The 24,896-nt window shown below is 36.6% G+C and carries 17 protein-coding genes, 1 tRNA gene and 1 other RNA gene; 8 read left to right on the top strand and 11 right to left on the bottom strand.

The genetic code is table 11. The features are described 5' to 3' along the window. Positions 1-96 precede the first annotated feature (96 nt). A complete protein-coding gene (locus KKC46_07115) occupies positions 97-1,200 on the top strand; it encodes a SprT-like domain-containing protein (protein MBU1053583.1) in 1,104 nt (367 codons plus the stop codon). Positions 1,201-1,313: 113 nt separating this feature from the next. Here KKC46_07115 and KKC46_07110 read toward each other — a convergent pair whose 3' ends face one another. Continuing rightward, entirely contained in the window at positions 1,314-2,552 is a 1,239-nt protein-coding gene (locus KKC46_07110; GenBank protein ID MBU1053582.1) for a hypothetical protein, read from the bottom strand. A 290-nt stretch (positions 2,553-2,842) separates the two neighbouring features. Here KKC46_07110 and KKC46_07105 point away from each other — a divergent pair, with 290 nt between their 5' ends. Then, positions 2,843-4,276, top strand: coding sequence for a helix-turn-helix domain-containing protein (locus KKC46_07105; protein ID MBU1053581.1), 1,434 nt, complete (start codon positions 2,843-2,845; stop codon positions 4,274-4,276). A gap of 20 nt (positions 4,277-4,296) precedes the next feature. Here KKC46_07105 and KKC46_07100 read toward each other — a convergent pair whose 3' ends face one another. From KKC46_07100 to dnaG, 9 genes are all read right to left on the bottom strand, one after another. Beyond that, positions 4,297-6,264 carry a response regulator gene (locus KKC46_07100; GenBank protein ID MBU1053580.1) on the bottom strand — a complete coding sequence of 656 codons (1,968 nt, stop codon included), beginning with the start codon at positions 6,262-6,264 and terminating at the stop codon, positions 4,297-4,299. 71 nt (positions 6,265-6,335) lie between these two features. Beyond that, positions 6,336-7,031, bottom strand: a complete 696-nt coding sequence (gene ispD, locus KKC46_07095) for a 2-C-methyl-D-erythritol 4-phosphate cytidylyltransferase (protein MBU1053579.1) — start codon at positions 7,029-7,031, stop codon at positions 6,336-6,338. A 45-nt stretch (positions 7,032-7,076) separates the two neighbouring features. Continuing rightward, positions 7,077-8,387 carry an HPr family phosphocarrier protein gene (locus KKC46_07090; protein MBU1053578.1) on the bottom strand — a complete coding sequence of 437 codons (1,311 nt, stop codon included), beginning with the start codon at positions 8,385-8,387 and terminating at the stop codon, positions 7,077-7,079. A 92-nt stretch (positions 8,388-8,479) separates the two neighbouring features. Continuing rightward, positions 8,480-8,854: RNase P RNA component class A (gene rnpB / locus KKC46_07085), an RNA gene on the bottom strand. Between the two features lie 11 nt (positions 8,855-8,865). Next, positions 8,866-9,582, bottom strand: coding sequence for a hypothetical protein (locus KKC46_07080; GenBank protein ID MBU1053577.1), 717 nt, complete (start codon positions 9,580-9,582; stop codon positions 8,866-8,868). Between the two features lie 43 nt (positions 9,583-9,625). Beyond that, a complete protein-coding gene (locus KKC46_07075; protein ID MBU1053576.1) occupies positions 9,626-10,744 on the bottom strand; it encodes a Nif3-like dinuclear metal center hexameric protein in 1,119 nt (372 codons plus the stop codon). A 218-nt stretch (positions 10,745-10,962) separates the two neighbouring features. Beyond that, positions 10,963-11,035, bottom strand: a tRNA-Ile gene (locus tag KKC46_07070). A 100-nt stretch (positions 11,036-11,135) separates the two neighbouring features. Next, positions 11,136-12,962: an RNA polymerase sigma factor RpoD gene (rpoD, locus tag KKC46_07065; GenBank protein MBU1053575.1), complete on the bottom strand. Its 1,827-nt coding sequence runs from the start codon at positions 12,960-12,962 to the stop codon at positions 11,136-11,138. Then, positions 12,956-14,815 carry a DNA primase gene (dnaG, locus tag KKC46_07060; GenBank protein ID MBU1053574.1) on the bottom strand — a complete coding sequence of 620 codons (1,860 nt, stop codon included), beginning with the start codon at positions 14,813-14,815 and terminating at the stop codon, positions 12,956-12,958. The genes rpoD and dnaG overlap by 7 nt, the downstream gene beginning before the upstream one ends. A gap of 496 nt (positions 14,816-15,311) precedes the next feature. On the opposite strand from dnaG, the gene KKC46_07055 reads away from it, so the two are divergent. The 5 genes from KKC46_07055 (at position 15,312) to KKC46_07035 (ending at position 20,263) form a co-directional block, all read left to right on the top strand. Further along, positions 15,312-15,998 carry a cytochrome c biogenesis protein CcdA gene (locus KKC46_07055; GenBank protein ID MBU1053573.1) on the top strand — a complete coding sequence of 229 codons (687 nt, stop codon included), beginning with the start codon at positions 15,312-15,314 and terminating at the stop codon, positions 15,996-15,998. 91 nt (positions 15,999-16,089) lie between these two features. Then, complete coding sequence (locus KKC46_07050; protein MBU1053572.1) at positions 16,090-16,566, top strand: thioredoxin fold domain-containing protein; 477 nt, start codon at positions 16,090-16,092, stop codon at positions 16,564-16,566. A 13-nt stretch (positions 16,567-16,579) separates the two neighbouring features. Beyond that, positions 16,580-17,209: a CoA pyrophosphatase gene (locus KKC46_07045; protein ID MBU1053571.1), complete on the top strand. Its 630-nt coding sequence runs from the start codon at positions 16,580-16,582 to the stop codon at positions 17,207-17,209. A 491-nt stretch (positions 17,210-17,700) separates the two neighbouring features. Next, entirely contained in the window at positions 17,701-18,441 is a 741-nt protein-coding gene (gene truA / locus KKC46_07040) for a tRNA pseudouridine(38-40) synthase TruA (protein MBU1053570.1), read from the top strand. Positions 18,442-18,643: 202 nt separating this feature from the next. Beyond that, positions 18,644-20,263, top strand: coding sequence for an FAD-dependent monooxygenase (locus KKC46_07035; GenBank protein ID MBU1053569.1), 1,620 nt, complete (start codon positions 18,644-18,646; stop codon positions 20,261-20,263). Between the two features lie 19 nt (positions 20,264-20,282). Here KKC46_07035 and KKC46_07030 read toward each other — a convergent pair whose 3' ends face one another. Beyond that, positions 20,283-22,601, bottom strand: a complete 2,319-nt coding sequence (locus tag KKC46_07030) for a hypothetical protein (GenBank protein ID MBU1053568.1) — start codon at positions 22,599-22,601, stop codon at positions 20,283-20,285. 211 nt (positions 22,602-22,812) lie between these two features. On the opposite strand from KKC46_07030, the gene KKC46_07025 reads away from it, so the two are divergent. Beyond that, on the top strand, positions 22,813-24,804 hold the full coding sequence (locus KKC46_07025) for an RNB domain-containing ribonuclease (GenBank protein ID MBU1053567.1): 1,992 nt from the start codon (positions 22,813-22,815) through the stop codon (positions 24,802-24,804). Positions 24,805-24,896: the final 92 nt, after the last annotated feature.

Below are 24,896 nucleotides of genomic sequence, written 5' to 3'. Positions count from 1 at the left end.
GAACAATTTTACAAAAGATTGCATTATAAAATAATAATTACAAGTTGGCAATAAGTCAAAATTTAAGGCCTTTTTAATCCAAATACATTTTTTAACATGCACAAATATAAACCTGAATCTGCTGCTATAATAGAAAAACTGGAAAGAAAGATTCTTCACGGCCTTGCCCTCGAATGGGAAACAGCCCGGTATCTTATCGACTCAAAATACCGCAAGTTTTTAAATATACCTTCATTTTGCTTAAAAGATATGAAAAGCAGGCTGGGATACTGGTCAAGCGAAAAAAACGAGATTTGTATAAACCGCAATACGGCATTAACATGCAATTGGGATTATATAAAAAAAATCCTGCTTCACGAAATGGCTCACCAGGTGGCAGAACAAATATTTGGAGCAAAATCCGAAACACCTCATGGCCCTTTATTTAAAAAAGCATGTTATATCTTAAGAGCTGATTACAGAGCTACAGAAAACTGCGACAAAAATAGAAACGATAATGAATCAGATGATCCAACAATATTACTTCGCATAAAAAAGTTATTTGCTCTTGCCGAAAGCAGCAATCAAAACGAAGCTGAATCAGCCATGAAAAAAGCGCATGAGTTGGTTGCAAAATATAATGTTGATGTAATTACAAATAATATAAATCGTCAGTTCGAAAGCATATCAGTGGGTGCTCCGGCTCTCCGTCATCCGAAAGAAGATTATTATCTTGCAGGATTGCTAAGAGATTATTATTTCGTCTGGACCATATGGGTTCCTGCATTTATGATTGAAAAGGAAAAAATGGGGCGTATTCTTGAACTTTCCGGGACTTTGGAAAATATCGAGATAGCATCTTATGTCCATGATTTTATAAAACATCATATTGAAAGCAGATGGTCAGAATATAACAGTAAAAAATCTTTAAACCGCTATCGCAAAACAGACTTTGCTACAGGGATTATAAAAGGCTTTAGTTCAAAATTAAAGGGAGACATCAAAAGTAAACATAATGTATCTAATGCCCTGATAAAAACCGGCGATCCTATGCTTAACAAATATATAAAATACAAGTATCCGCATATTGCAAATATATCTTCTAAAAGCTCAAGTTGTGATGCAAAAGTTCTTCAGGATGGAATTAATATAGGTAAAAATCTTGTAATTTCAAAAGGAATAACAACAACAAGCTCGGGGAAAAAATTTCTTATCGAGTAAAGTTGTGATATCCACTACCCCCAAATTACAGAAAAGTATTTGGTAAAATTTCAAACACTCTCTGACCAGATAAAGCATACCGCTATCAGAAAAAAAGATATAAAATTATATTGTTAATATCTGCCGAACTTCTTGGACGCCGCTATGGTGGCATCAAGATGCTTTGGAGTAGTATAGTAGTCTACAGCCCCGACAGAAAGGGTACACCTGTTGGTACGGGATGTTTTTGCACAATCGCTGCGGGCTTTAACTTCTTCTTCAATAGCTGAAATCGGACCGCTTACAAGTGTTTTATCAGATGGCGCACTGGACGCGTAAAGATCATGTTCCTGACAAAATTCATATAATTTCTTAAAGCTTTTGATATCACCTGTAACCATAATTCCATCAAAACTGCCTGGACCGGCTACATTTTTCTCCCATACAGTAGGCAGCCATTCGACACATCCTTCCATTGCCCATGCATATACAATCGGATTTTCAGCTGGAATTGCATTTTTAATGGCCTTGCCGATTTTACAATATTCATCGGCAATCCATAAATTATCCGGTATGTGGGGAACAAAACCCATACTGCCGCACTGGTAGCTGTAATCAACATTACCAAGAAGTGTAACGGCCTTGCCAAGCTTTATTTGCCACTGCGTAGCCAAAGCTATAGTCTTTTTGACAAGATCGGGATTTTTGCGTAAAGCTTTCATCATCTGATTGTAGCCCAATAAATGATTAGCAGTAAAACCGTCCGGACCGTGACAATGGGAGCCCTCAATGGGCATAAGTCCGCTTAAACCGTATTTGTCGAATATTTTTCTCGATTCTCTAAGCCACCACAAATATTGAGGGTACATGCCGTGTTTGTCCGGATCGGGTATTTCCAAACCAATAAGATCTTCCTCGGTTTTTATCGGCATTTCTCCGATATGCACCGGATTGCCGTATTCTATAAGTTTTGCATCGCAGCCGTACAGGTTTTCACCATAGGAAAGTGGGCCTAAGAAAAGATTATCCGGCTTATATCTTGCTGTAGTTGCTAAATGGGATTTAACTAATAATTTGGGTAATTGATAAGCATCGATTGGTTTTAATGCATCAGCAAAGCCATCAAGTGTTCTCACTGCAAACGAGACATGGTATTCCATCTCAACCATAAGACGGTCCCTTTCCTTGCCTGCAAAAGTAGCCTTGTAACGCTCCATAGGAGTCATCTCTTCTTCAAGGCAGTTCTTGTGAATTTGTTCACAGTATCTTTCAATCTCCCTTTCTTCTTCAAGGCTCCACTGTATATCGCCCAATTCATCAAGGGTCTTACCGTAATACGGCCCGGCATCTTCCATTTTACCAAGCTTAATCATATCGTTATTTCCCTCCATTGTAATATTGTTTTTCTATTGTTTTACTGTTAAGCAATAAACACTTACAGTTTTATCTTTTAATAATAGAGTCACTTTCAAAACGTTTCAGTTTGGTCAAGCTCAAGGCGGGAGAAAATTTCAACCACAGGAATACATTAAGTATTTCGAGGATAGCGCTAATGCTTCACTTCGTGCGAAATTTGAGCCCAACGCTTAAGATCGGCCAAAATGGGGCGTTTTGAAACTGACTCAATATAATATCCGCCATCTCAGCTTTACAAGGCCTAAATATGTCCTCTGATAATTATAAATGTTACAAGACACTTGGTCAGCTTATCAAAGACTACCGGCAATGGCGAAAGCAAAGCCAGGATGAATTTGCTGAATTGACAGAAGTCAGCGTAAGACAATTGCGAAGATGGGAAGCTGACCTCTCACACGCTTCCATAGAAAATCTTCAGGATATTGCCAATATTACTAAAATACCCATGGAAGTTTGCATTTCGCTTAATGCTGATAATCCGTTATGGTATTCGCTGAAAAAAAAGAGATTCGCCTACACATTAATTGAAGCGGATCTTATAAGAGTAAAGGATTTACTCAAAAGCTACAAACAGCCGGGTAGAAAAATTACGGCAGAAAACGATAAATGTCTAACTGATAAGTATATAGATGTAGTGCTTTCTTATCATAATGATACCTACGGAACCAAGAAACCTTTGAATAAAGATGTTTTGGCAAAAGCTATAAAAATGTTGCCTGATTTAAACCGCATTACATTTGATCACTGGGGTCTTATGGTAGGTTATGTTATATGTTTGCCCATCAGAATAGATATATTTCAAAAGCTTATAAAGCAAAAAACGCTCGAAGATTATCTTACAGCAGATAAAATCAGCAATATCTTAACTATGAATAAAGGAGTTTTTTTCCATTATTCCATGTTTGCAACAAATTTAGGTGTAGCATATCCTATGATGGTTAACAATTTGAAATATCTTGCAACAATAAATCAAAAAGAAAGATATCTTGCAGCTTTCCATACATCCATATCAAAAGGAAAAGAGTTTTACACTGATCTGGGTTTAAAAACAGCATGGAATGCCCATGAATTCGGGGATGTAATTTCTGATGATGTTCCGGAAATTCTTGAAATTGAGTTGGATAATCTGATTAACCGGTTTGAGAGTTATTCTCTTCCCCAACCCGTTGACACTCCTCAACCCGTTGACGATATGAGCCCGGATACAAAAGAGAGTGAAATCGATATAAAGGAAATAACCTGCCCAAATCCTGATTGTGTAAGAAACAATAAAAAAAAAGAAGGCAATATAGTCTGCAACGGAACTTACAGAACAAAACAGGGGGTCTTACGCCGCAGGTTTATATGTAAAACATGCAACAGATCATTTTGCACTAAAGCAGGAAGTATTTTTTACGGCCTTAAATCTTCCGAAGAAAAAATTATTGCTGTCCTCAATCTTCTGATTAAGGGAATGTCTCTTACAGCTACGGCAAATGTCATGAAAGTAAAGTTTGATACTGTCCGGCGCTGGCTTACAATTGCTGCCGGACAGAGAGGAAAAATTGATGCTATGCTTATTGAAAAACTGAGTGTATCTCAGTCTGACTTAGATACTTTATGGGCTTACATTGGTGAGAATTCCCTTCGCAAAAGAGCGATTCATTTAAAAAAAAGTTGTAAATCTCATAACCAAAACTGATACCAATATAAGGAGATAATTTACTTATCAAGTTCTTGCCTGATTGCTAATCCGATTTTTTCCAAAAGATAGGGTTTTCTTACATAGGCTCCTGCACCCAGTTTAATAGCCCTGGCTACACGATCCGTCTCGGAAAAACCGCTAACTATAACAGCCTTTTGTTTTGGGTGCATTTCAATAATTTGCTTGTAAGTATCAAGCCCGTCAATGCCGGGGGACATAATCATATCTAAAACAATTAAATCCACCTTATTGCTTTTCAAATATTCTATTGCTTCTTCACCACTTGAAGCCACCACCACTTTGTAGTTAATTTCACTAAGCATAAGAGTGGCAATCTCCCGCTGTTCATCAACATCATCAACAACCAAAAGTGATTCCCCCTTACCCATATATTCAGGCTCCGGCGACAGAATTTTACCTTCGGATATATCTTCTCTTGTTACAGGAAAATACAAAGTAAAAGTAGTTCCTGTTTTCTCTTTACTATAAACATTTATATAGCCGTTATGATCCTTTACCGTACCCCAAACCACAGCCAATCCAAGCCCGGTTCCACTTCTTCCCATCACCTTTTTTGTATAAAAAGGTTCGAATATCAGCTTTAAATCCGAAGCGGATATGCCTTCACCTGTATCAGCAACGGAAAGAACGGCGTATTCCCCATCACTTATATGATCATATCCCTCAACTGGCCTGTCCAGGTATTGATTATCAGTAGTAATTGTTAATATTCCCCCTTCAGACATGGCTTCAGCGGCATTTGAAACAAGGTTCATTATCATCTTATCCAGATGTACCGGAGAACCCATGATATTGAGCAGGTCTGATTTAAGGTTTACCTTAACCTCAACATCAGGGTAATAAGAACATAGCTTATTATATTCCGGGGTAACCAGATATTTTCTGATTATGGAATTCAGATTGACAATATTTTCCGTATAAACGTTTCTTCTTGCCATGGTCAAAAGATCCTGAACAATAGCCGCCGCTTTTTCTCCGCTGTTCATTATATTTGTAACATAGCGGCTTATGGGACTGGATTCATCAGTTTTCCTGAGAAGCAGTTCCGAATAACCTATAAGACTGCCTAAAACATTATTCAGATCATGCGCAACACCACCTGCCAGTTCTCCCAGGGCATTCATCTTATCAAATCGTTGAAGACGTTCCTGCATATACCGCCGCTCATCTTCTGCCTTTTTGTTTTTCGTAATATCACTTAATATGATAATTATAGATTTATGTTCCTTATAATTGATAGGTAAAATATTCATAGATATTATTTTACCTTTGAGCATTACAGGCTTGTCTTCAGGTATTTCCTGCGGACCGTTATCAACCAAATCGAGAAGTTCTTCTATTCTTTGTTTATGAGGAACCTCAAAAAGTTTATGAAAATATAAACCCAAAGGTTCTTTCTCGCTTAAACCAATAAGCTCGTTAGCAAATTGGTTGGCATAAATTATCTTTTTATTTATATTGAGTTCTAAAACTCCTTCAGAAACATTATCGAATATTACTTCAACATGTCTTTTATAATTTAAAAGTTCTTTAACAACCGTGCGGGAATAAACATCTTCAAGCCCTAGTATTTCACTTGTCATCTCATCCGGCATTTTATTGTTCAATCGCTTTAATATGTATAATATATGTTTAGACATCTTGGAAAAAGAAGCTTTAGCTATGCAGGCATCGGCACCAATTTCAGTAAAATTTATTTCCTGTTCCGCAGCAATGGCAGACACAATAATTATATAAATATCTTTGTATTTTGGGTTTCTTCTGATTGCACCACATAATTTATCTCCGCTGATATTCGGCATAACAAGATCAATAAACATAATATCCGGGATACTGCTTTCAAGCATCTCTAAAGCCATAAGACCGTTTTTTGCCGTTAAAACTTTGTAACCTTCGCCTTCAAGCAAATCCGACATAAAAGTTAACATCATTAAATCATTATCTACCACCATAATTTTTTTCATAAAAAACAAACTCCTTACAAAATATACGGGCCGCTATTTACCAAGAAGATATTGTATATTTTTGCCACACTTTAATTGCCGGATTTAATAATCTGGAATATTGCCTGCGCCAGAATAAGATCTTCTTTTGTTGTAATCTTTATATTATTTTTGCTTCCTTTTAATATTTTTACTTTTTCGCCAATCCTTTCTACAAGCATCGCATCATCAGTACCTGTAAAACCATCCTTTATAGCAATATCATGAGCTTTTTTAATAAGACTGTAGTCAAAGGCCTGCGGCGTCTGGACAAGCCATACCGAATCCCTGGAAAGAGTACTTTCAATACATCCGGTATCATCTACTAACTTTAATGTATCGGATGCAGGCAATCCCGATACGCAAGCTTTATGCAAAAGAGCCCCCCTGACACATTCTTCAATCAGGCCGGAACTGACAAATGGACGAACGCCATCATGTATAACTACAGTGGCGTCTTTTTCATCAATCTCAAGTAATCCGTTATATACAGACTCTTGACGCTCTTTGCCACCCTTTATAAGCTTTACTTTCTTTTTTATCTTCAACGGATCTATTATTCGATCGATACAGTATTTTATATCATCGGCGGGAACAACAAGAATTATATTTTCAATAAGAGTGCATAAGTTAAAGGCTTTAAGGGTGGCACACAACAAAGGACTTCCGTCAATTTCAAGATACTGCTTGCGGATTGAGCTGTCCATCCTGTTACCTTTTCCGCCTGCGACTATGATAGCATAAACCATATTAATTCCATGAGAATCAATTGACCAAAGAGCCAATTTTAAAATTTACTTGAGATATTTCAGCTCTTTGGGAAGAGGTACCCCTTTGCCCATTGAATCTTCTCCGTAATTGATATTTGCGAGTATTTTAATATCTTTCAAGGCTCGCAGATCACCATCGAAAACGACCTCCTGTGTATTTTCTTTCTGAATCTTGCCTCCTGCCCATTGTATGTCAAGGACATTACTTGCATCAAATCTGTCAGTACCAACACAAAGCTCGACCTGGCCCCCGTAATGCTGTACTATTTTGGCTACAAGCAAGCTGGGCCTGCTGTGAAAACCGAGTGAAACAGGTATGCCGACAGTAATTGACGAACGCTCAATATTCTCGTTTAATATTTCTTTTGCAAGATCTTTTCCGTTGGTCAAAAAATAACAGACATAGTAAAGACCATAATTAATGGTACGTTCTAAAAGTATATCCGGATCAATCACCAAGGATAGTTTTTCCTGGGATTTTTTGTAAAGGCTCTTATACCCTGCATCATGAAGATGTCTTTCATAAAAATGAAGAAGGCGCCCGATTATCTGAAGAAGATGAAATACCACTGAAAAAAAACCGCGAAGCTGCTTTAATTTCCTGTTGCCGAACTGATAACCTCCGTGTATTACATAAGTATCGAAAGAAGATTGAAGATTGTGAACAAGCATTTCAAAATGTCTGATTTCAACCTCATTTATTCTTCCCGGAACCAAAGAACGTATACCATCATTGTTATAAGGTTCATAAAAACTGTAATGATCCAAATCATTGGCTATATTTAGAAATTCACTTGCTATTTTAACTATACTCTCCTTCTCTTGGTCCTTGTTTTCATCATCTATATCATATTCGAATTTATCTGTGGTAGTGATACTTGGGAAATCAACAGGATAAAATATTTCTTTAGGGATAGGAATACCAAGGCGGCGTGCTTCTGTAAGTATTTCAGGAGCCATTTTTAAAATTGCCTCTATAAGAAAATTAAGAGTAGCCTTGCCTTCATCCACGAAATTTTCAAGCACAGGTAGATCATAGAAGTCGATTCTATTTAAAATATGCGTCTGGGAATAGCAGGCAAGGCTTAAATGTCTTACAGCAGCAGAAAGTTCCCGGTAGTAGTACCAGTTTTTATTATTTTTTGCTCCGTGGTAATCTAAAAAATCTTCAAGAAGTTGTGATGATGATATAAAAGATAAAATAAACTTCTTAACAAAAAACCGCTTCGGATCTTCACCGATTAAAAGGGATGAACAACATTTAAGATAGTCATATGAAAATACTCCAATCTTTTCGGCAAAACTGCCGTCCTTAGCATTTTCCTGTAATTGCATCGCTTATTGTCGTATCCTTGTTTGATCAATGGCTGCGGAAAAATAAAAAATCCGCAATGTGAGTTATTTAAAACTATAAAAACCAATATAACGGCCGGAGCAATCTATAAGCCGAATTCTGTTTCCTTTTTCAGATTACTCTAAAAAAGATAACGATCATTCATCTAAGGATGCAGGTTACCCTACATCTCTTGCGACCTACCCGGGAGCTCGGACGGGCAGCCCTCAAGCACTCCCCTATTTGGTCTTGCACCGGGTGGGGTTTACCGAGATCTCCGGTCACCCGGAAATCTGGTGCGCTCTTACCGCACCTTTTCACCCTTACCCTGCAATTGCAAGGCGGTATACTTTCTGTTGCACTTTCCTTCGTGTTGCCACGACTCCATGTTATGGAGCACCCTGCCCTATGGTGTTCGGACTTTCCTCAGGAGCAGTTTAACTGATCCTGCGATCGTTTAGATTGCTCCAACCGTTTATATCAAGTCTTTCCCCAGTAAATTATTCTCTGACAGTGAGGACAGTATTTAATACTGTCAAATCTTAAAAGCTCATTATACATCTGTGGCGGGATATTCATATTACATCCCTGACAAATTGAATCTATAGTCGGCGCAATCGCCGTATCTTTTATAAACTCCCTAACCATATTATATTTAGCCATTATTTCTGTGGCTACATTTTTTGAGATATTATTCCACTTTTCTTCACAAGCCACAATACCTTCCCTGTTCTGCTCGGCTTCTTTATTTATGATTGCCTTTTGTCCATTAACCGTTTCTTTTATTTGAAGAAATTCTTTTTCCAGGTCGGAAATTTCTTTCTCTGCTGTTTCAATAGCTTCCAGGGTATTTAACATTTCTTCTTCAATATCTGAATTTTTGGATTTAATATCATCAATTTCCTTCAAAACAGACTGATATTCCTTGTTCGTCTTAACTGATGCGAGTTTTTCCTGGCTTTTTGACAAATTAGAAACGTTCGCCTGGTTATTAAACTCCAACTCTTTATATTTTTTTCTTAAATCTTCAATAAAGGACTGCTTTAGTTCAACAATAGTCTCAGAATTATTTATTTTCAAATCAAGACTATCATTTTTTTCGGAAACACCGGCAAGTGCTAAGCTAATCTTATTTCTTTCGGTTTCAATAGCTTGTAATTTAATCAAAATTTCTATCTGTTCTTTAATATCAATCATTTTAATATGTCTTCTTTGTTAAATAGGTTATTTATATAAATATTTATAAAATAACAAACGGATCTCGCTCAATCCCGCATGCCTCTGCTATCACATCATAACTTTCTTCAAGAATCATGATGTTAAGCTTTTCAGTCAACTTTTCAACAATTAAATGCTCGGACGCAAAATGTCCTATATCAATAAGGCCACGCCCTTCAGATTCAACAGATTTTGCATCATGGTAACGTAAATCACCACTAATGTATACCTGAGCGCCGGATCTGAAAAAATCTTTCAGAAGATCTGATCCGCTTCCCGAACAGATAGCAACTTCACTTACAATGAGTTCAGGATTTCCGACAATTCTTACACTATCTAAAGCAAGTTTTTGTTTTATCTTTTCAGCAAAAATATAAAGCTTTTGTTTTTCTTCAAGCTCACCGATACGGCCTAACCCTTCAGTTTTATCATATTCATACAGTGGATATACATCGTATGCCATTGTTTCATAAGGATGGTATCGCCTGATATGCGAAACAATTTCGCTAATATCCTGCTTATATGCCACAACTTCTATCCTTATCTCATCAACATGGGATATTTCATCCTTATTTCCGATAAAAGGCTTTGCAGAAGCTCCTGGTTTAAAAGTCCCTTTTCCGGTATTTCTGAAAGAGCAGCACGCATAAGAACCAATTACTCCTGCTTTTGTTTCGAAAAGAGCTTTAATCACCTTATGTTCGTAGTCTGCGGGTACATATACAACCAACTTGCACTTATCTGTATCGGCACTTTTACATAATGTCTTAATATTTTTAAGCCCTATAGACAAAGCAAGCAAATCATTTATACCGTCTGATACACTGTCAAGATTTGTATGTGCAGAAAAAATCGCCAGATTATTTATCGCCGATTTATATATAAGAGAGCCTATCGATGAACTAAAATCAATTGATTTAAGCGGATTAAAAATCATCGGATGATGAGTAACCAGAAGATCGGCCCTTTTGCTGCATGCAACTTCGATAACATTGGGAGTCGGATCAAGAGCAATTAATACTTTTTTAACCGGCCAATCCAATTTACCTGCCTGAAGGCCTGAATTATCCCATTTTTCAGCAAGCCGGGATGGTGCTATTTTTTCAATCAATTTGATTATATCATAGACTGTGACTTGCATTGTATAAATACCGGCTTACGCAATTGTAATGACCTTTCTTACTGATCTGCTAATTTTTAAATAAAAAAAGGCATGGTCAAGATAACCATGCCTTAAGAGTTATGAATAACTCTTGTTTGCCATTTTGGTTGAAATATCAGGTTGTTTAAAGCCAAAACAGTACCCGATTGTTGATGCCCATTGTCAGCAGTTGTCATCTACTTCTCCGATAACGGATATGGGCCCACCTGGGTTCGAACCAGGGACCTACCGGTTATGAGCCGGTGGCTCTTCCAGCTGAGCTATGGGCCCTCAATGCATTTTGATGTCTGACGTTTATATTCATAAAAATAATTTGTCAAGTGCTACCTTTGATGGAATTCGTAAAAAACACATCTCTTTTGAAATAAGATCACATTTCAATAAAGTTTTTTAGCTTGCGGCTTCTTGTTGGGTGCCTCAATTTCCTTAACGCCTTGGCCTCAATTTGTCTTATGCGCTCACGTGTAACCTGAAAATCCTGTCCAACTTCTTCTAATGTATGATCAGCCCTTTCTCCGATTCCAAAACGCATCCTAAGGACCTTCTCCTCCCTTGGGGTAAGAGTAGCAAGTACTTTCCTTGTTTGTTCCGCAAGATTTTGATTTATAGCCGCATCTGAAGGAAGCATAAACTTCTTGTCCTCTATAAAATCTCCCAGATGGCTGTCTTCTTCTTCCCCAATCGGAGTTTCAAGGGATATAGGCTCTCTTGCTATCTTCAAAACCTTTCTTACTTTTTCAAGCGGAATTTCCATTTTTTCTGCAATCTCTTCAGGAGAAGGTTCGCGTCCCTGCTCTTGCACAAGATACCTTGATGTTCTGATTAACTTATTTATCGTTTCAATCATATGCACCGGAATACGGATAGTTCTCGCCTGGTCGGCAATAGCTCTTGTAATTGCCTGCCTTATCCACCAAGTAGCATATGTGCTGAATTTATAGCCCCTACGGTATTCAAACTTATCTACAGCTTTCATAAGACCTATGTTACCTTCCTGAATCAGATCCAAAAACTGCAGCCCTCTGTTCGTATATTTTTTTGCGATACTGACTACAAGACGCAAATTAGCTTTTGTCAAATCGCTCTTTGCCAATTTTGCCCTAAATCGTCCCTCTCCTACACAGGTCATAACTTTTTTTAACGTCTTGCAATCGGTCCTGATTTTTTGTTCATTTTCAGCTATAATATTATTGAATTTATTAATCTCGTCAAAAACTAAAGCGATTTCATCTTTTGTCAGCTTGCAACAAGACTTTGCGCATTTTAAGAAACCGGTTTTGGAGTCAATATTTGCTTTAAGATCAGTTGCTGAAATATTAGTTTTAGCAGCACAGTCCATAATATTTTTCGCCATAGACTCGAACCATTTTATATGAGATTTTATTAATAATTCAATTCTGTCCAAAACACCTGTTTCAAGCCGCCATTCTTTAAGAAGCCCAAATATTTCGTTATGATTTGCTGAAATCATTTTTTTTATCTGGCGCAGTTCGCTTTTTTCATCAGGTTTCAGAGAATCTACTGTTTTAAATAACTCATTATTTTTTTCATGGACTTCTTTTATAGAATGAATCATTTTAACAAAGTTATCTACCTGAATCATTTCATCTACATAGCTATCACTTTCATCAAAATCCTTAAGTACATGCTTTGGCCTGAGGCTTCCGCTTTCAATCTGGAGTCCGAGATCAATAATACATTCCATCCCGACAGGTGTTGAAACCATGGCTTTTAAGACTTCCTGCTCGCCATCTTCGATTTTTTTTGCAATCTCAACTTCCCCTTCCCTGCTTAACAAAGTTACAAGACCCATCTCACGTAAATACATTTTAACCGGATCGGTTACAGTTCCAAAATTTGCTGCCGCCAGATCACTCGTTTTTACTTTTTTCTCATCTGATGCCTTATCATCTTCTGCCTTAGTTTTATTTTCATCAACAATTTCGATGTCATTGCTGTCAAGCATATCAAACGTTTCATTTATTTTTTCCAGAGAAATAACATTGTCAGGCATTTCTTCATTAAGCTCATCATAGGTAACATACCCCTTTTGCTTACCTTTTGATATAAGCTCCTTTAAATCTCCTTTTTCTGCTTTCTTTGTGCTTTTAGCTTTTGTAGCTACAGATTTCTTTGTCACTGTCTTTTTTTCCGTTTTCTTCTTTATTTTTAATGTCTCAGCAGGTTTGCTCACCATATAGTTTCGCCTCCTAAAGCTTTCATCCTATTGGTTCTCTTATCTTTTGCCTGAAATTGCTTTTCTCTTAATAATTCCAAAAGCAATTTTTCATCCTTTGTTTCTTCAGCTTCCTTAATTCTTTTTATACTCGTATCTTTCTTTCGTTTACACACATATTCAAACTGCCTTATCAGACTCAAACAGCTCTTACGATCCCATACTTCATCAGTAATACTCAAAAAAGCTGCTATACTATTTTTTTCATTATTATCAAATACCGGAATTTCTTCTAAATTTAACCCAGGTAAGTTTTTATGTTCTATAATAGCATTTCCTATTGCCCTTAAAACATCATCAGAGAGACCGCTCAACAGATCCCGCTTTTTGATTTCAGGAATTATTTCAGGAAATTGAAGCATCATTGCTATTATTTGCCTCTCAAACCTTGTACCTCTTTGACTATTTTCAACAACCGTATTTTCAGACCCCAAACCTCCCGCATACGTGTTGCCGGCAACCTGGTTTGCATCTGATCCATTAATATATTTACCGGTTTTTATATTCGCAAGAGCTTCTCTGATTTTTTCATGTATTGCCGCTTCATCTATATCAATTTTTTCCGAAAGTTCTCTTATGTAAAGTGATCTTGCTACATTATCCTCAATTGAAGATAAAATCTTAGTCAGTTCTGAAATTATACGGATTTTCCCTTCAACTGACTGCCCATATTTTTTTATAGCGCTGTTTATTACAAAAGAAACCGTACCATAAGCGTTTGAAACAGCTTTGTTAAAAGCTTCCAAACCGAATTCAGAAAGATATGAATCAGGATCATAACCTGTAGGAAGCACCAACACCTTTGCATCAGCAAAGCCTTTATCAAATATTTCTATACTCCTTTGTGCTGCTTTTATTCCTGCATCATCAGAATCATATACAAGAATAAATTTACCGTCTTTGCCTATAATTGCTCTTAAAATCTTAACATGTTCAGAAGTTATAGAAGTCCCCAGCGTGGCAACGCTGTTTTTTATTCCGTTTTTATGAAGAGCAAGAAGATCAAAATAACCCTCAACAATAAAAACCGTTTCGGTAAGCCTGCACTCACTCTTTGCTATATTAAGGCCATACAGTGACCCGCTTTTGTTAAACACAATAGTTTCAGGCGAATTAAGGTATTTGGGAAGTGAATCGTCCATAACACGCCCCCCGAAACCTATTACCTGTGAGTTTATATCAAATATCGGAAAAATTATTCTATTTCTGAAACGATCATAAAAACCATCAGATTTATTTTTTTTAACAATCAATCCGGCTTTTTCAATAAGTGATGTTGAAATATTATTATTATTAAAAAAATTAAAAAGCGTATTCCATCCATCATGGGCATATCCAAGATGATAATCTGCTATAATTTTTTCAGATATTTCCCTTTTATTAAGATATTCAAGAGCTTTCTTGCCGGCAACACCATTTAAAAGGCAATTTTCAAAAAACTCCATAGCCTGTTTGTTAATTGAAAATATACTGTCTCTTTCGCTATTTTTTTTGCTCTTTTCCGGAGTTGTTTTTTCAACAGGAATGTCAATCCCATACTTTTCGGCAAGATGCTTAACTGCCTCCGGAAAAGTAAACCCTTCTTTTTTCATCAGATATGCAAAAACATTGCCCCCGGCCCCACATCCAAAACAATAAAATATCTGTTTCTCATAACTTACTGTAAAAGAAGGTGTTTTTTCCGAATGAAAAGGACAGAGCCCAAGGTGATTCCTTCCGGACTTTTTCAACAGCACCGACTCGGACACAACATCAACAATGTCTGTCGCGTTTTTTATTTCAAAAATTTTTTCTTCAGGAATAAAAAAAACCAAGAAAAGCACCCTCCAACTTATCTAACTGAAATGACGCATAAAAAAACGGAAGGCCTTAATAATTTAGGAGTGACAGTTTACAATCTTCCTTCGTACATGAGCGTAAAAAAATTTAGCAAATAATACTTGAGACCTATACACAACATCAATCGTTAAAGATCTCAATATTATATCTATAATTCTTGAAAAAATTTGTTTAATCTATTTAATTTGCTGAACCGTTTTAATATTTAAATTTTTAATTTAATTATCATAACATATTATGTCAATACCTTTTAAAAAATATTTTATAACTCTTTATAATAAATTATAAAGAAACATATTTATGGTAAAGGCATTATCATACAAAGTTCTTGAATAAAAATGTTTAATATTGACATATTTTTTAACTGTAATATATATTACGCCAATTGCTTTTGTTAAATCAGAACATCAGGCTTGTAACTATTCTTTCACAAAAACCGTATTTTGGTATTTATATTGTCAAGTTATGAATATGTTTGCTGAGTCGATATCATATCCGGCAGCTTTTATTGCAGGGCTTATTTCTTTTTCTTCTCCCTGTATATTTCCGCTTATTCCGGGATACTTTACTTTTATCACAGGGTTTTCTCTGGATCAATTGACTACAGAGTATGATGCCCAAATAAGAAAGAAAGTCTTTTTTTCTACCATCGCATATGTCATAGGGTTTTCTTCTGTTTTTATTATGATGGGCGCATCCGCTTCATTTATAGGCGGAATTATTTTTAAATACCGGCCTATTATCAGAATAGTCGGCGGCCTTATTGTTATTTTACTTGGAATCCATTTGACAGGAATTGTCCGAATCAAGAGCCTTGAGTTTGAAAAGCGAATTCAGGTAAATAACAGGCCTTTGACCTATTTAGGCGTAATGTTTGTAGGAATGGCTTTTGCGGCAGGGTGGAGTCCTTGCATAGGACCGTTGTTAGGTTCAATTCTGATATATGCCGGCAGTATTGACACAGTCTCTGATGGCATCATTCTTCTTGCCATTTATTCCGCAGGCCTTGCAATTCCATTTCTTGCGATATCTATTTTCATCAATCTTTTTATTAAATTTATTAAAAAAGTCTCTTTTGCCATGAAATATATTAATACTGCTGCAGGAATACTGCTTGTATTAGTTGGAATTTTCCTTTTATCAAATATATTTTTATAATCTTCCGGCAAATTCCATCAAGAGGCAAAGCGAATAAATCTTTATCTTATTGAATTAAATTGTTATTTATTATATGATATTGGAGTATTTAATGAAAAAAATAAAAATCGCCAGCCTCTTATTCTCTTTTTTTTTATTTTTCGTAACGATATCCGCCAATACTTTTGCAACTGATGACATCAAATGGCATAAATATGATGAAGCAAAAAAACTCTGCAATAATAATCAGGAAAAACTGTTTATCTATTTTTATTCAGATTCGTGCAGATATTGCAGGGAAATGGAAAATAAAACTTTTAAAGATAAAACCGTCACAGATATATTAAATAATAATTTTATCCCTGTAAAAATTAATGGGGATAATGAACGCAATCTTACATTTACATACAAGGTAAGAGGTTGGCCAGGCCTTTTATTTGTTGACGACAAAGAAGAAGTTATATTTAAACATTTGGGATATATTCCTCCCGAAATGTTTAAATCCATCCTAAAATACGTTTATACCGACAGCTATAAGACCATGTCTATAAAATCATATATGGAAAGCATCAGCTCTTCGGAAAAATAGCAATGATAGCATCATGACAAAGCAGTTTTGCCTTAATAGCACCTCAATAGAAACCGATCTTTCAATTATCTCGGATATAATCAAAAATGCCAATCGGTCAACCCTGCCTCCCGCATTATCTTATGATTCTACCTGTGTATTTCTGCTTATTTTTAATAAAAACAGTTCACTTCATATTCTTGCGATACAAAAGACTGATAATGAAGGCTATCCATGGCGAAATCAGGTTGCCCTTCCCGGAGGACATGTAGAAAAGGAAGATGTCAGTTTTGTTGAAGCTGCTTATAGAGAACTTGAAGAAGAACTTAATATAAGAAAAAACCAGGTCGAACTGATAGGTTCTCTGGGTCATTTCCAAACAATACAGCATAAAGATATTAAAGTATATACCGGCATATGGAAAAAGAGAAGTAATATTAGATTTGATCCTGTGGAAATATCCAGAGTGCTTGAAATACCACTAAACACTCTTGTTGAAAAACATATTGACTCAAAATATTACGGGCGAATACCTGACATCCATGAACTTATTTACCCATTGGATGATGTTGAAATCTGGGGTGTTACTGCAAGAATATTGCATCACTTTATAGAACTTATTTTAAGGTGTTCTAATACAATTAAGGATGAGGATAGTAGTTAACTTTCTAATAAATCAAGATAAATGCAATTTTGGGCAAGCTACTTTTATTGATTGTTATGAAGTGCAGCAACATAATTCTTTATAAAACGGACTAGTTCCAAAATAAAAATCAGAAAACTTAAACATACGAGAAGTAAAGGTACCCATATACAACCAATATATTCAGGGCTTTCTACCGCAACAATTATTCCTGTAATCCCGAATAAAATTACAAGCATCATTATTATTATAATAATGATGCTTGCTGTTTCTGTATCATAGAAAGGGTATACAACCTTTCTGAAAATTGGTTGTGATTTTAATGGCACGCTGAAAACCTTATGATTTATAATTCCCTAAAACAGACGTATTATTTTGTTTATTTACTATTTTTACTTATCAGGTTTAATAAATCAAGATAAAATAACTGATAAATGTTATGTATATAGCTAAACCTTTATTCACAATATTAATATTTGGCTATATTTGTAATAGGGCTTTATTTAAAAGCGATGATAAAAAATTTTAAGCTTACTATAGAATATGATGGTACCGAATTCAGTGGTTGGCAAATACAAAACAATTACCGTACAATACAAGAAGAAATTGAAAAAGCTATCTCGGTCATGACTAAACAAAAGATAACTCTTACAGGCTCGGGACGTACAGATGCTGGTGTTCATGCTCTTGCCCAGATTGCCAACTTCATTTGCGATACAAACCTTAAACCCGATTCTTTTTTTAGAGGTCTAAACAGCCTTCTACCAAAAGATATCATTATCAAACAATGTGAAGAAATAAATGAAAATTTTCATTCACGCTATGATGCCAAAAGTAAGTTATATAGATATAAAATACTAAACAGGGAACTTCCGCCCGCTATAGGAAGAAATTATGCATGGTTCATAAAAAGGCCCCTTGATTTTAATGCAATGAAAGAAGCAGTTCTTTTGCTTGTCGGTACTAAAGATTTCAAAGCTTTTGAAGCAAGCGGCAGCCCGAAAAAAACTTCGACAAGAACAGTTTTAAGAGCAGAGCTTACAAAAGAAAAGGACAATGTTATTCAATTTGAAATAGAGGCTAACGGGTATTTAAGGTTTATGGTAAGAAATATAGTAGGGGCTCTTGTAAGTGTAGGCCTTGGAAAACTGAAGCCTTCAGATATAAAAATAATCCTTGATTCAAAAGATCGCCGCAAAGCCCCTGCTACAGCTCCGCCCCACGGACTTTTTCTTGTTAAAGTAAAATATTGAAAAAAAATCATAATGATCCATTTGACCGGCTGCTGATCGCACAAAAGAATTTAGAAGTCCTTCAACTTTTAAACAAGAACAATAAATTTTCAGTTTATAAAATGGCCGTTCTTTGGTAAAGGATGTTTGAATAATTTTATAAATAGTCGGCAATGTCCGGTTAGGAATTTGCATACATTAAAAAGACTGTGAAGAATTATATATGCGCATAAAAATCCGCCAGCTTTTACTTCCTCTTGATTATAAAGGTAATGATATCAAAATTGTTGTTGCTGCAAAGCTTAGATGCAGTGAAGACAATATCTCTTATGTAAAAATTGTCCGCAGATCTATTGATGCACGCAAGCACAGGGAAGCTCCCGTATTTTCACTTACGGCAGAAATTGAAATCAAAAGCTTAAGCGGTTTTGTGCTTCCGGTTGATGTTGACATAGAACAAATCAAAGAGGCAGCAGCTTCATCTGAATCCGATATCAGAAAAATATCAAGAAAACCAAAAACTCCCGTTGTTGTAGTTGGTGCCGGGCCTTCCGGATTGATGGCAGCACTATTACTGGCGGAAGCCGGGCTTTCTCCGCTTTTAATTGAACAGGGGGTCCCTGTTCAAGAACGAACTTTACAGGTTTCTCAATTCTGGAAAAAAGGAACCCTTAATACCGAAAGCAATGTCCTTTTTGGTGAAGGTGGAGCCGGGCTTTTTTCTGACGGCAAGCTTACTTCACGAAGCAAGAACAGGGCGGCAACGCAAAAATTTCTTCAAACCCTTGTAAAATGCGGAGCAGAAGAAGATATCCTTATAGATGCGGAACCACATCTTGGAAGTGACATACTTAGAAAAATCGTGCAATCCTTTAGAAGGCTTATTGAAGTTAATGGTGGAGAAGTACGATTTAATTCCCGGCTTGAAAGCCTCCATATTGAAAAGGACAAGCTTGCCGGCATTGTTGTTAACGGAAAAGAAATTGAAACAAGCCACTGCATACTTGCAAGCGGACACAGTGCGAGAGATATCTACGCAATGCTTGCACAATCTTCTGTTATACTTGAACCGAAACCATTTGCCGCAGGAGTGCGCCTTGAGCTTTCCCAGCAGAGCATAAACCGTGCGCAATGGGGCCGCTTTGCAGGGCATCCGCGTCTCGGAGCGGCATCTTTTCGCTTAACTTCCAAAAAGGATAATTTGCACCGCGCATGCTATACATTTTGCATGTGCCCCGGAGGTACAGTTATCCCTTGCGCATCATCGCATGGAGCATTAACCACAAACGGAATGAGTCTTTCTAAAAGATCGGGCAAATTTGGTAATGCTGCATTTCTCGTACCTGTTGATCCAACTGATTTTCCGGTTTATGTTGATAAAACTAATACTTTTCTTTCCGGAATAGAGTTTCAGGAAAAAATAGAACGTTTTGCATATGCCGAAGGAGGAAGTGATTATTCTCTTCCTGTTGCGACTCTTTCAGGATTTCTATCAAAAAAATACCCATATGCTATTCCAAATAACAGATCCTGGGAAAAATCTCGACCTGCTGACCTGCATAATATACTTCCGGATTTTATCTGCGAAACCCTAACAGCCGCTATTCCAAAAATGTTAAGTTTTATGAATGGTATTGTGCCGGAAGAAGTTCTTCTTTATGCCGCTGAAACAAGGAGTTCAAGCCCTTGTCGAATCCTGCGTAATGAATCGGGCGAATCGGTAAGTGTAGCCGGCCTTTTCCCTTCAGGAGAAGGAGCAGGTTATGCGGGAGGAATAGTTAGTTCGGCTGTAGACGGAATTATGGCTGCCGAAGCCGTTATTCGTTCACTATCGGGTTATTAGGAAAATAAGAAAAAGTTTTTCAGGTCTTATTTGCCCATTCATAAAGTTTTGGATGGGTACATACTTCGTAATATTTGTGGGAGGATATGCTTTTTATTTCAAATGTGGCAGGATCAATAATGGGAATCTGAGCTTCACGTATTAATAAGCGTTGATAATAGCCACTTTTTGTTGGGAGTTTACCGGTATAAAAATTCGATTTAACTTTAATTATATCGTCAAAACTGCCTTGCAAAGGCTTCAAGTCAATTTCATTGGAAAGTTTTTCAAAACCTTTTTCATTTAACTCAATGCCATTTATATTATACCTTATGAAAATATCATCAGTGGTATCGTTAATATTGTTATCATCGATAGTTTGAAAAACATAAATATTAAAAAGGTTATTCTTGTCAGCAAAGAATTGCAAACCTGCTTTAGAACATCTTGATAAACGATCTGCCTGATTTATGGCTGATGAAATCATAATACGGCTATCACGGTCGAAAAGAAAGGTCGGGCCTGAGTTTGAATAACTTATTCCTATGCCAAGCTCGAGAATCGGTAACTGAAATTTTTCGCTTTTTTCATTATATCGCTTGATGATCATCAATATATTAAGAGCAATACAGCATGCCTTTGAGACACTGAACCAGCCGGCTGGCGCATTTTCGTACTCAAATATCGATAAAATTACAGCATCGCCTTCGATAAAATTTTTTGTTGCATCATACTCGGAAAGAATGTCAGATATTGGATCAAAAAAGTTCAGGCTGAAAAATGAGGCTGGATTCAAACCGCGCTCTATCATCCGGTGGGTGATATCTGTAGATCCCCGTACATCAGCTTTAATTACCGCATGATTTATAATAGTTGCTTTTTCCGGAGGCCGCTCGTGGGGCAACAGGAATTGATATAAAGTATTGTTTGCCCGCGAAAGGTTTATGATCTTATCGTCTATGGCGATATTCACCTGCTCCATGCATTCATGTATTAATCTGAAATTACATACATCCCTATGATAACGGGAAAAAGCTTTGATAAAACGGAGAAGAAAGGTTTTGTGCTGGGATGCGGTTGTGTTTTTAAGCGCTTTAATTTTTTTTTTCAGCGGACGAAGAGAAATGGATTGCCCATAGTCTTTATTCATTCTTTTAAGTCTTTTTTTTATGATTTTACGCGATTTTGGTGAAACCAGATATTGTACGATCTGTTGGGGATTAAAGGGCGGGCAATATTTCAAATGCTCAGGCTGCATTTCATAAGATGCGGAAATAATCTCGATCAATCCTTTTCGTTTGAATTTCTTATATAAATAATGCAATAATTTCTTTTCATTTTTAATAAGTTTTTTTAGAAGTATAAGCTCGTCATGGGTGGCTTTTTGCTTTTTTGAGTTCCTGTAATTGACTTTTGTTCGCCACCAGTTGAAAAGCAAATCCATGTTTTCAGGAGATTGAATTATTCCCTCAATTTTTTTAGCGTCGCCGTGACGGTTATTTAAAGCCTCCTCTTTATCTTCGATAAGCGGGCTCAAACGCTGTTCGATTGTGACAGAGGAAGAAACGGAATCATTTAAGCCGATAGCACTAAGTATTTGATGAGCAAAAAAGATCAGCTTTTCATATTTATCAGGATCATTGGCACGACGACCAAGGCATAAATCGTATTCGTTAAGCATTATAAATGCATTATCATATTGCTGAGAATGCAGGATGGGATTAGCGAGAAGATTTTCAAAAAGCTTTGAGTCATCACCAAATATAGCTTCAAGCATTGGTTGAATGTCGTTTTGTTCAATTTCAGCCCAGAATCCGCATATTTCCTTGCAAACCTTCTGTTCGATAGTATCACGATCTAAATGGATCTTCCGCAGGTTTCCCCTATAATCAATTGATTCTTCAGGATTAGTATAGTCAAATATGGAAAGATTGGTCTGGTGTACGGTTTTTTTAAGTTGATTTATTAGAATGTCATACTGTGTTCTGATTTCATCAAGCAGTATTTTAAGCATGGCTGATTGAGCCAGATATACTACAGAAATCCGTTTGTTAAGTTTAGCATTGTTTATGGCGTCAAGCATCAGTTCTTTATAAATCTGCTTATAATTTTCTGCTTCTATGCTCCATTCGCCTGAAGATGCTCCAACTCCTTTTTTTTCGACTCCGGCATGATGTGACATCAATCGATTGATTAATTTGCGGGTGTCATTAATAAATACAGAACTTATCAAAACATCATATCGTATATTATCGACTCCCGGTACCAATTGATCGAGAGAGAAACCGGCAGTATAATATTTGAGGGGAAAAACGCTAAGAGGTGGCAATTTCAATAAGTTTTTTGACAAACCGAACATGAGCCAATTTTATCCTTTAACCATTATAAAAATGTTTAGTGAGGCTAAAAATGTAAAGGGCTTGCTTATTTTGTTAGCAGAATAATAAGGAAAATAGCCTCTTAGGTCAAGAATTAAATAACATGCAACTGGTATTGTTTAAGAAAATATACCACCAAATCACTGCAAGAAGCTAATTGACTTTGAACTGCCTGATTGCTATTATAACCTCATGGAATCAGGAAATATAGTTGAATATATAGACTTGCAGAAAATTATTTGTGCGGTTGTACTGGAAATTAAAAATCATAGGCTCAAGCTATTAACCGAAGCAAATCGGGAAATTAATGTGCCCATTCAGCGTCTTTCCCATAAGGGTAAGGTGCAACTTGACATGTCTATGGGTAGAAACAAAATGGTTAATGCCCTTAAAGAAATTTCAAACAGGCGCAAAACTCTTATTAATAATATAAATATCAAAGAGTTATGGGAAAAATTGAAATCGGAGCATGAATGGATAGACCTTCCTACTATGACGCATTTCTGTTATCCTGATAATCCTACATGTGATCACGAGTCTGCGGTTATCAGGGCGTTTTTTAATAACAGAATGTATTTCAAGTTTGATTCTGACAGGTTTTTCCCTAATTCCGAACAAGCGGTTGAACAGATAGAAGCAAGAGAAATAGAAACAGTCCGGATGAACAAACTGATAGAAGAAGCCGGGCTTTGGGTAAGAAGCGCTGTGAATAAGCCTTTTGCAAAAGGCAGCTTAAATGGTAATACAAGCAAATTCGCAGAGATTTTAAAATCAGCGTTTTTATGGGGAAAAGAGAGCAGTCATTATCAAACAGCGAAAGCGATTTTAAAAAAAGCTGGATTAGAACCCGACGATGAGCTTTTCCGGCTTTTTGTAGCACTTGGCATATTCGATGAAGACGAAAACATAGATCTTCACAGGCTGGGGGTTCCCATCTCTTTTCCCGATAATTTATCAGGCAGACTTGAAGAAATAAAATCTCTTCCCGATAATTTTTTAGTATACGATAAGCGAAAAGACCTTACGGATCTTTCGGTAATTACAATTGACGGGCAGTCTACCCTTGATTTTGACGATGCGATAAGTATTGAGGATAAGGACGGCTATTATAGCCTTGGTATACACATAGCAGATGTTGCTCAATATGTTAAGAAGGGTGATGCTATTGACACTGAGGCGATTATCCGGGCAAGTTCGATTTATATGCCTGACCAAAAAATACCCATGCTTCCATCTGTTATTGCAGAAGATATTTGCAGCCTTAAAGAAGGGGAAATACGCTCCTGTATAAGTATTATGGTAAATATCAGACCCACAGCCGATATTATCGATTACGAAATTTTTCCTTCTTATATCAGAGTAAAGCGCCAGATGACATATTATGATGCAAATACTTGTATAGACGGAAATAAGGAAATATCTGTTCTATATGATCTGGCCAAAAAATTCCGCCGTGCAAGGCTGGATTCAGGGGCGGTTTATATTACTATGCCTGATATCAATGTTTGGGTAGATGTAAACCGGGTAATCACAATAAACAAAATAAACAGAGAAAGTCCCGGAAGGATGATGATATCCGAGATAATGATTATGGCAAACTGGCTTATGGCAAAATTTCTTGCCCAAAACAATACTCCTGCAATTTTCAGGTCGCAGCCAGATCCAAAGCAGCGACTTTACAAAGGGGAAGATGGCTCTTTGTTTCAGAATTATATGCAAAGACGGTTTTTAAGCAGGTTTACTCTTGGTTCAGTTCCGCAGCGCCATTCAGGGCTTGGTCTTAATTGTTATGTTACTGCTACTTCTCCAATCAGAAAATATTATGATCTTATAACCCAGCGCCAGATAAGGGCGATTTGCGGTATAGATACTCCACATACATCCGAAGAAATAGACAAAATTATACAGCTTGTTGAAAAACCTATGACGAATGTGCTAAATATCCAGTTCAGGCGAAACCGTTATTGGCTTTTAAAATACCTTGAGTCAAGAACCGGGCAGAAAGAAGAAGCCATAGTTCTTGCTAAAAGAAGGAGAAGTTACCAGATACTCATACCTGAATATATGATAGAATGCGAACTGCCATCTTCAAGCGGCATAGATTTAAAACCGGAAGATCTCATTCAGGTAACTATAATGCATGTTAATGCTAGAAAAGAAGTTCTTTCCGTATTTATGGGATAAATGCTTCCAAATAATAAATATATATTTTCTAAAGTAGCCTACCTCTGTTTCCTAAACAACTTATAATTCAGCAAGTCTTCAGCGCACCTTTA

The organism is Pseudomonadota bacterium (assembly GCA_018817425.1).
In the GTDB taxonomy this organism is placed as follows: domain Bacteria; phylum Desulfobacterota; class Desulfobacteria; order Desulfobacterales; family RPRI01; genus RPRI01.
Note: the sequence above shows the minus strand (reverse complement) of the source record. Positions and strands in the feature narration are given on the sequence as shown.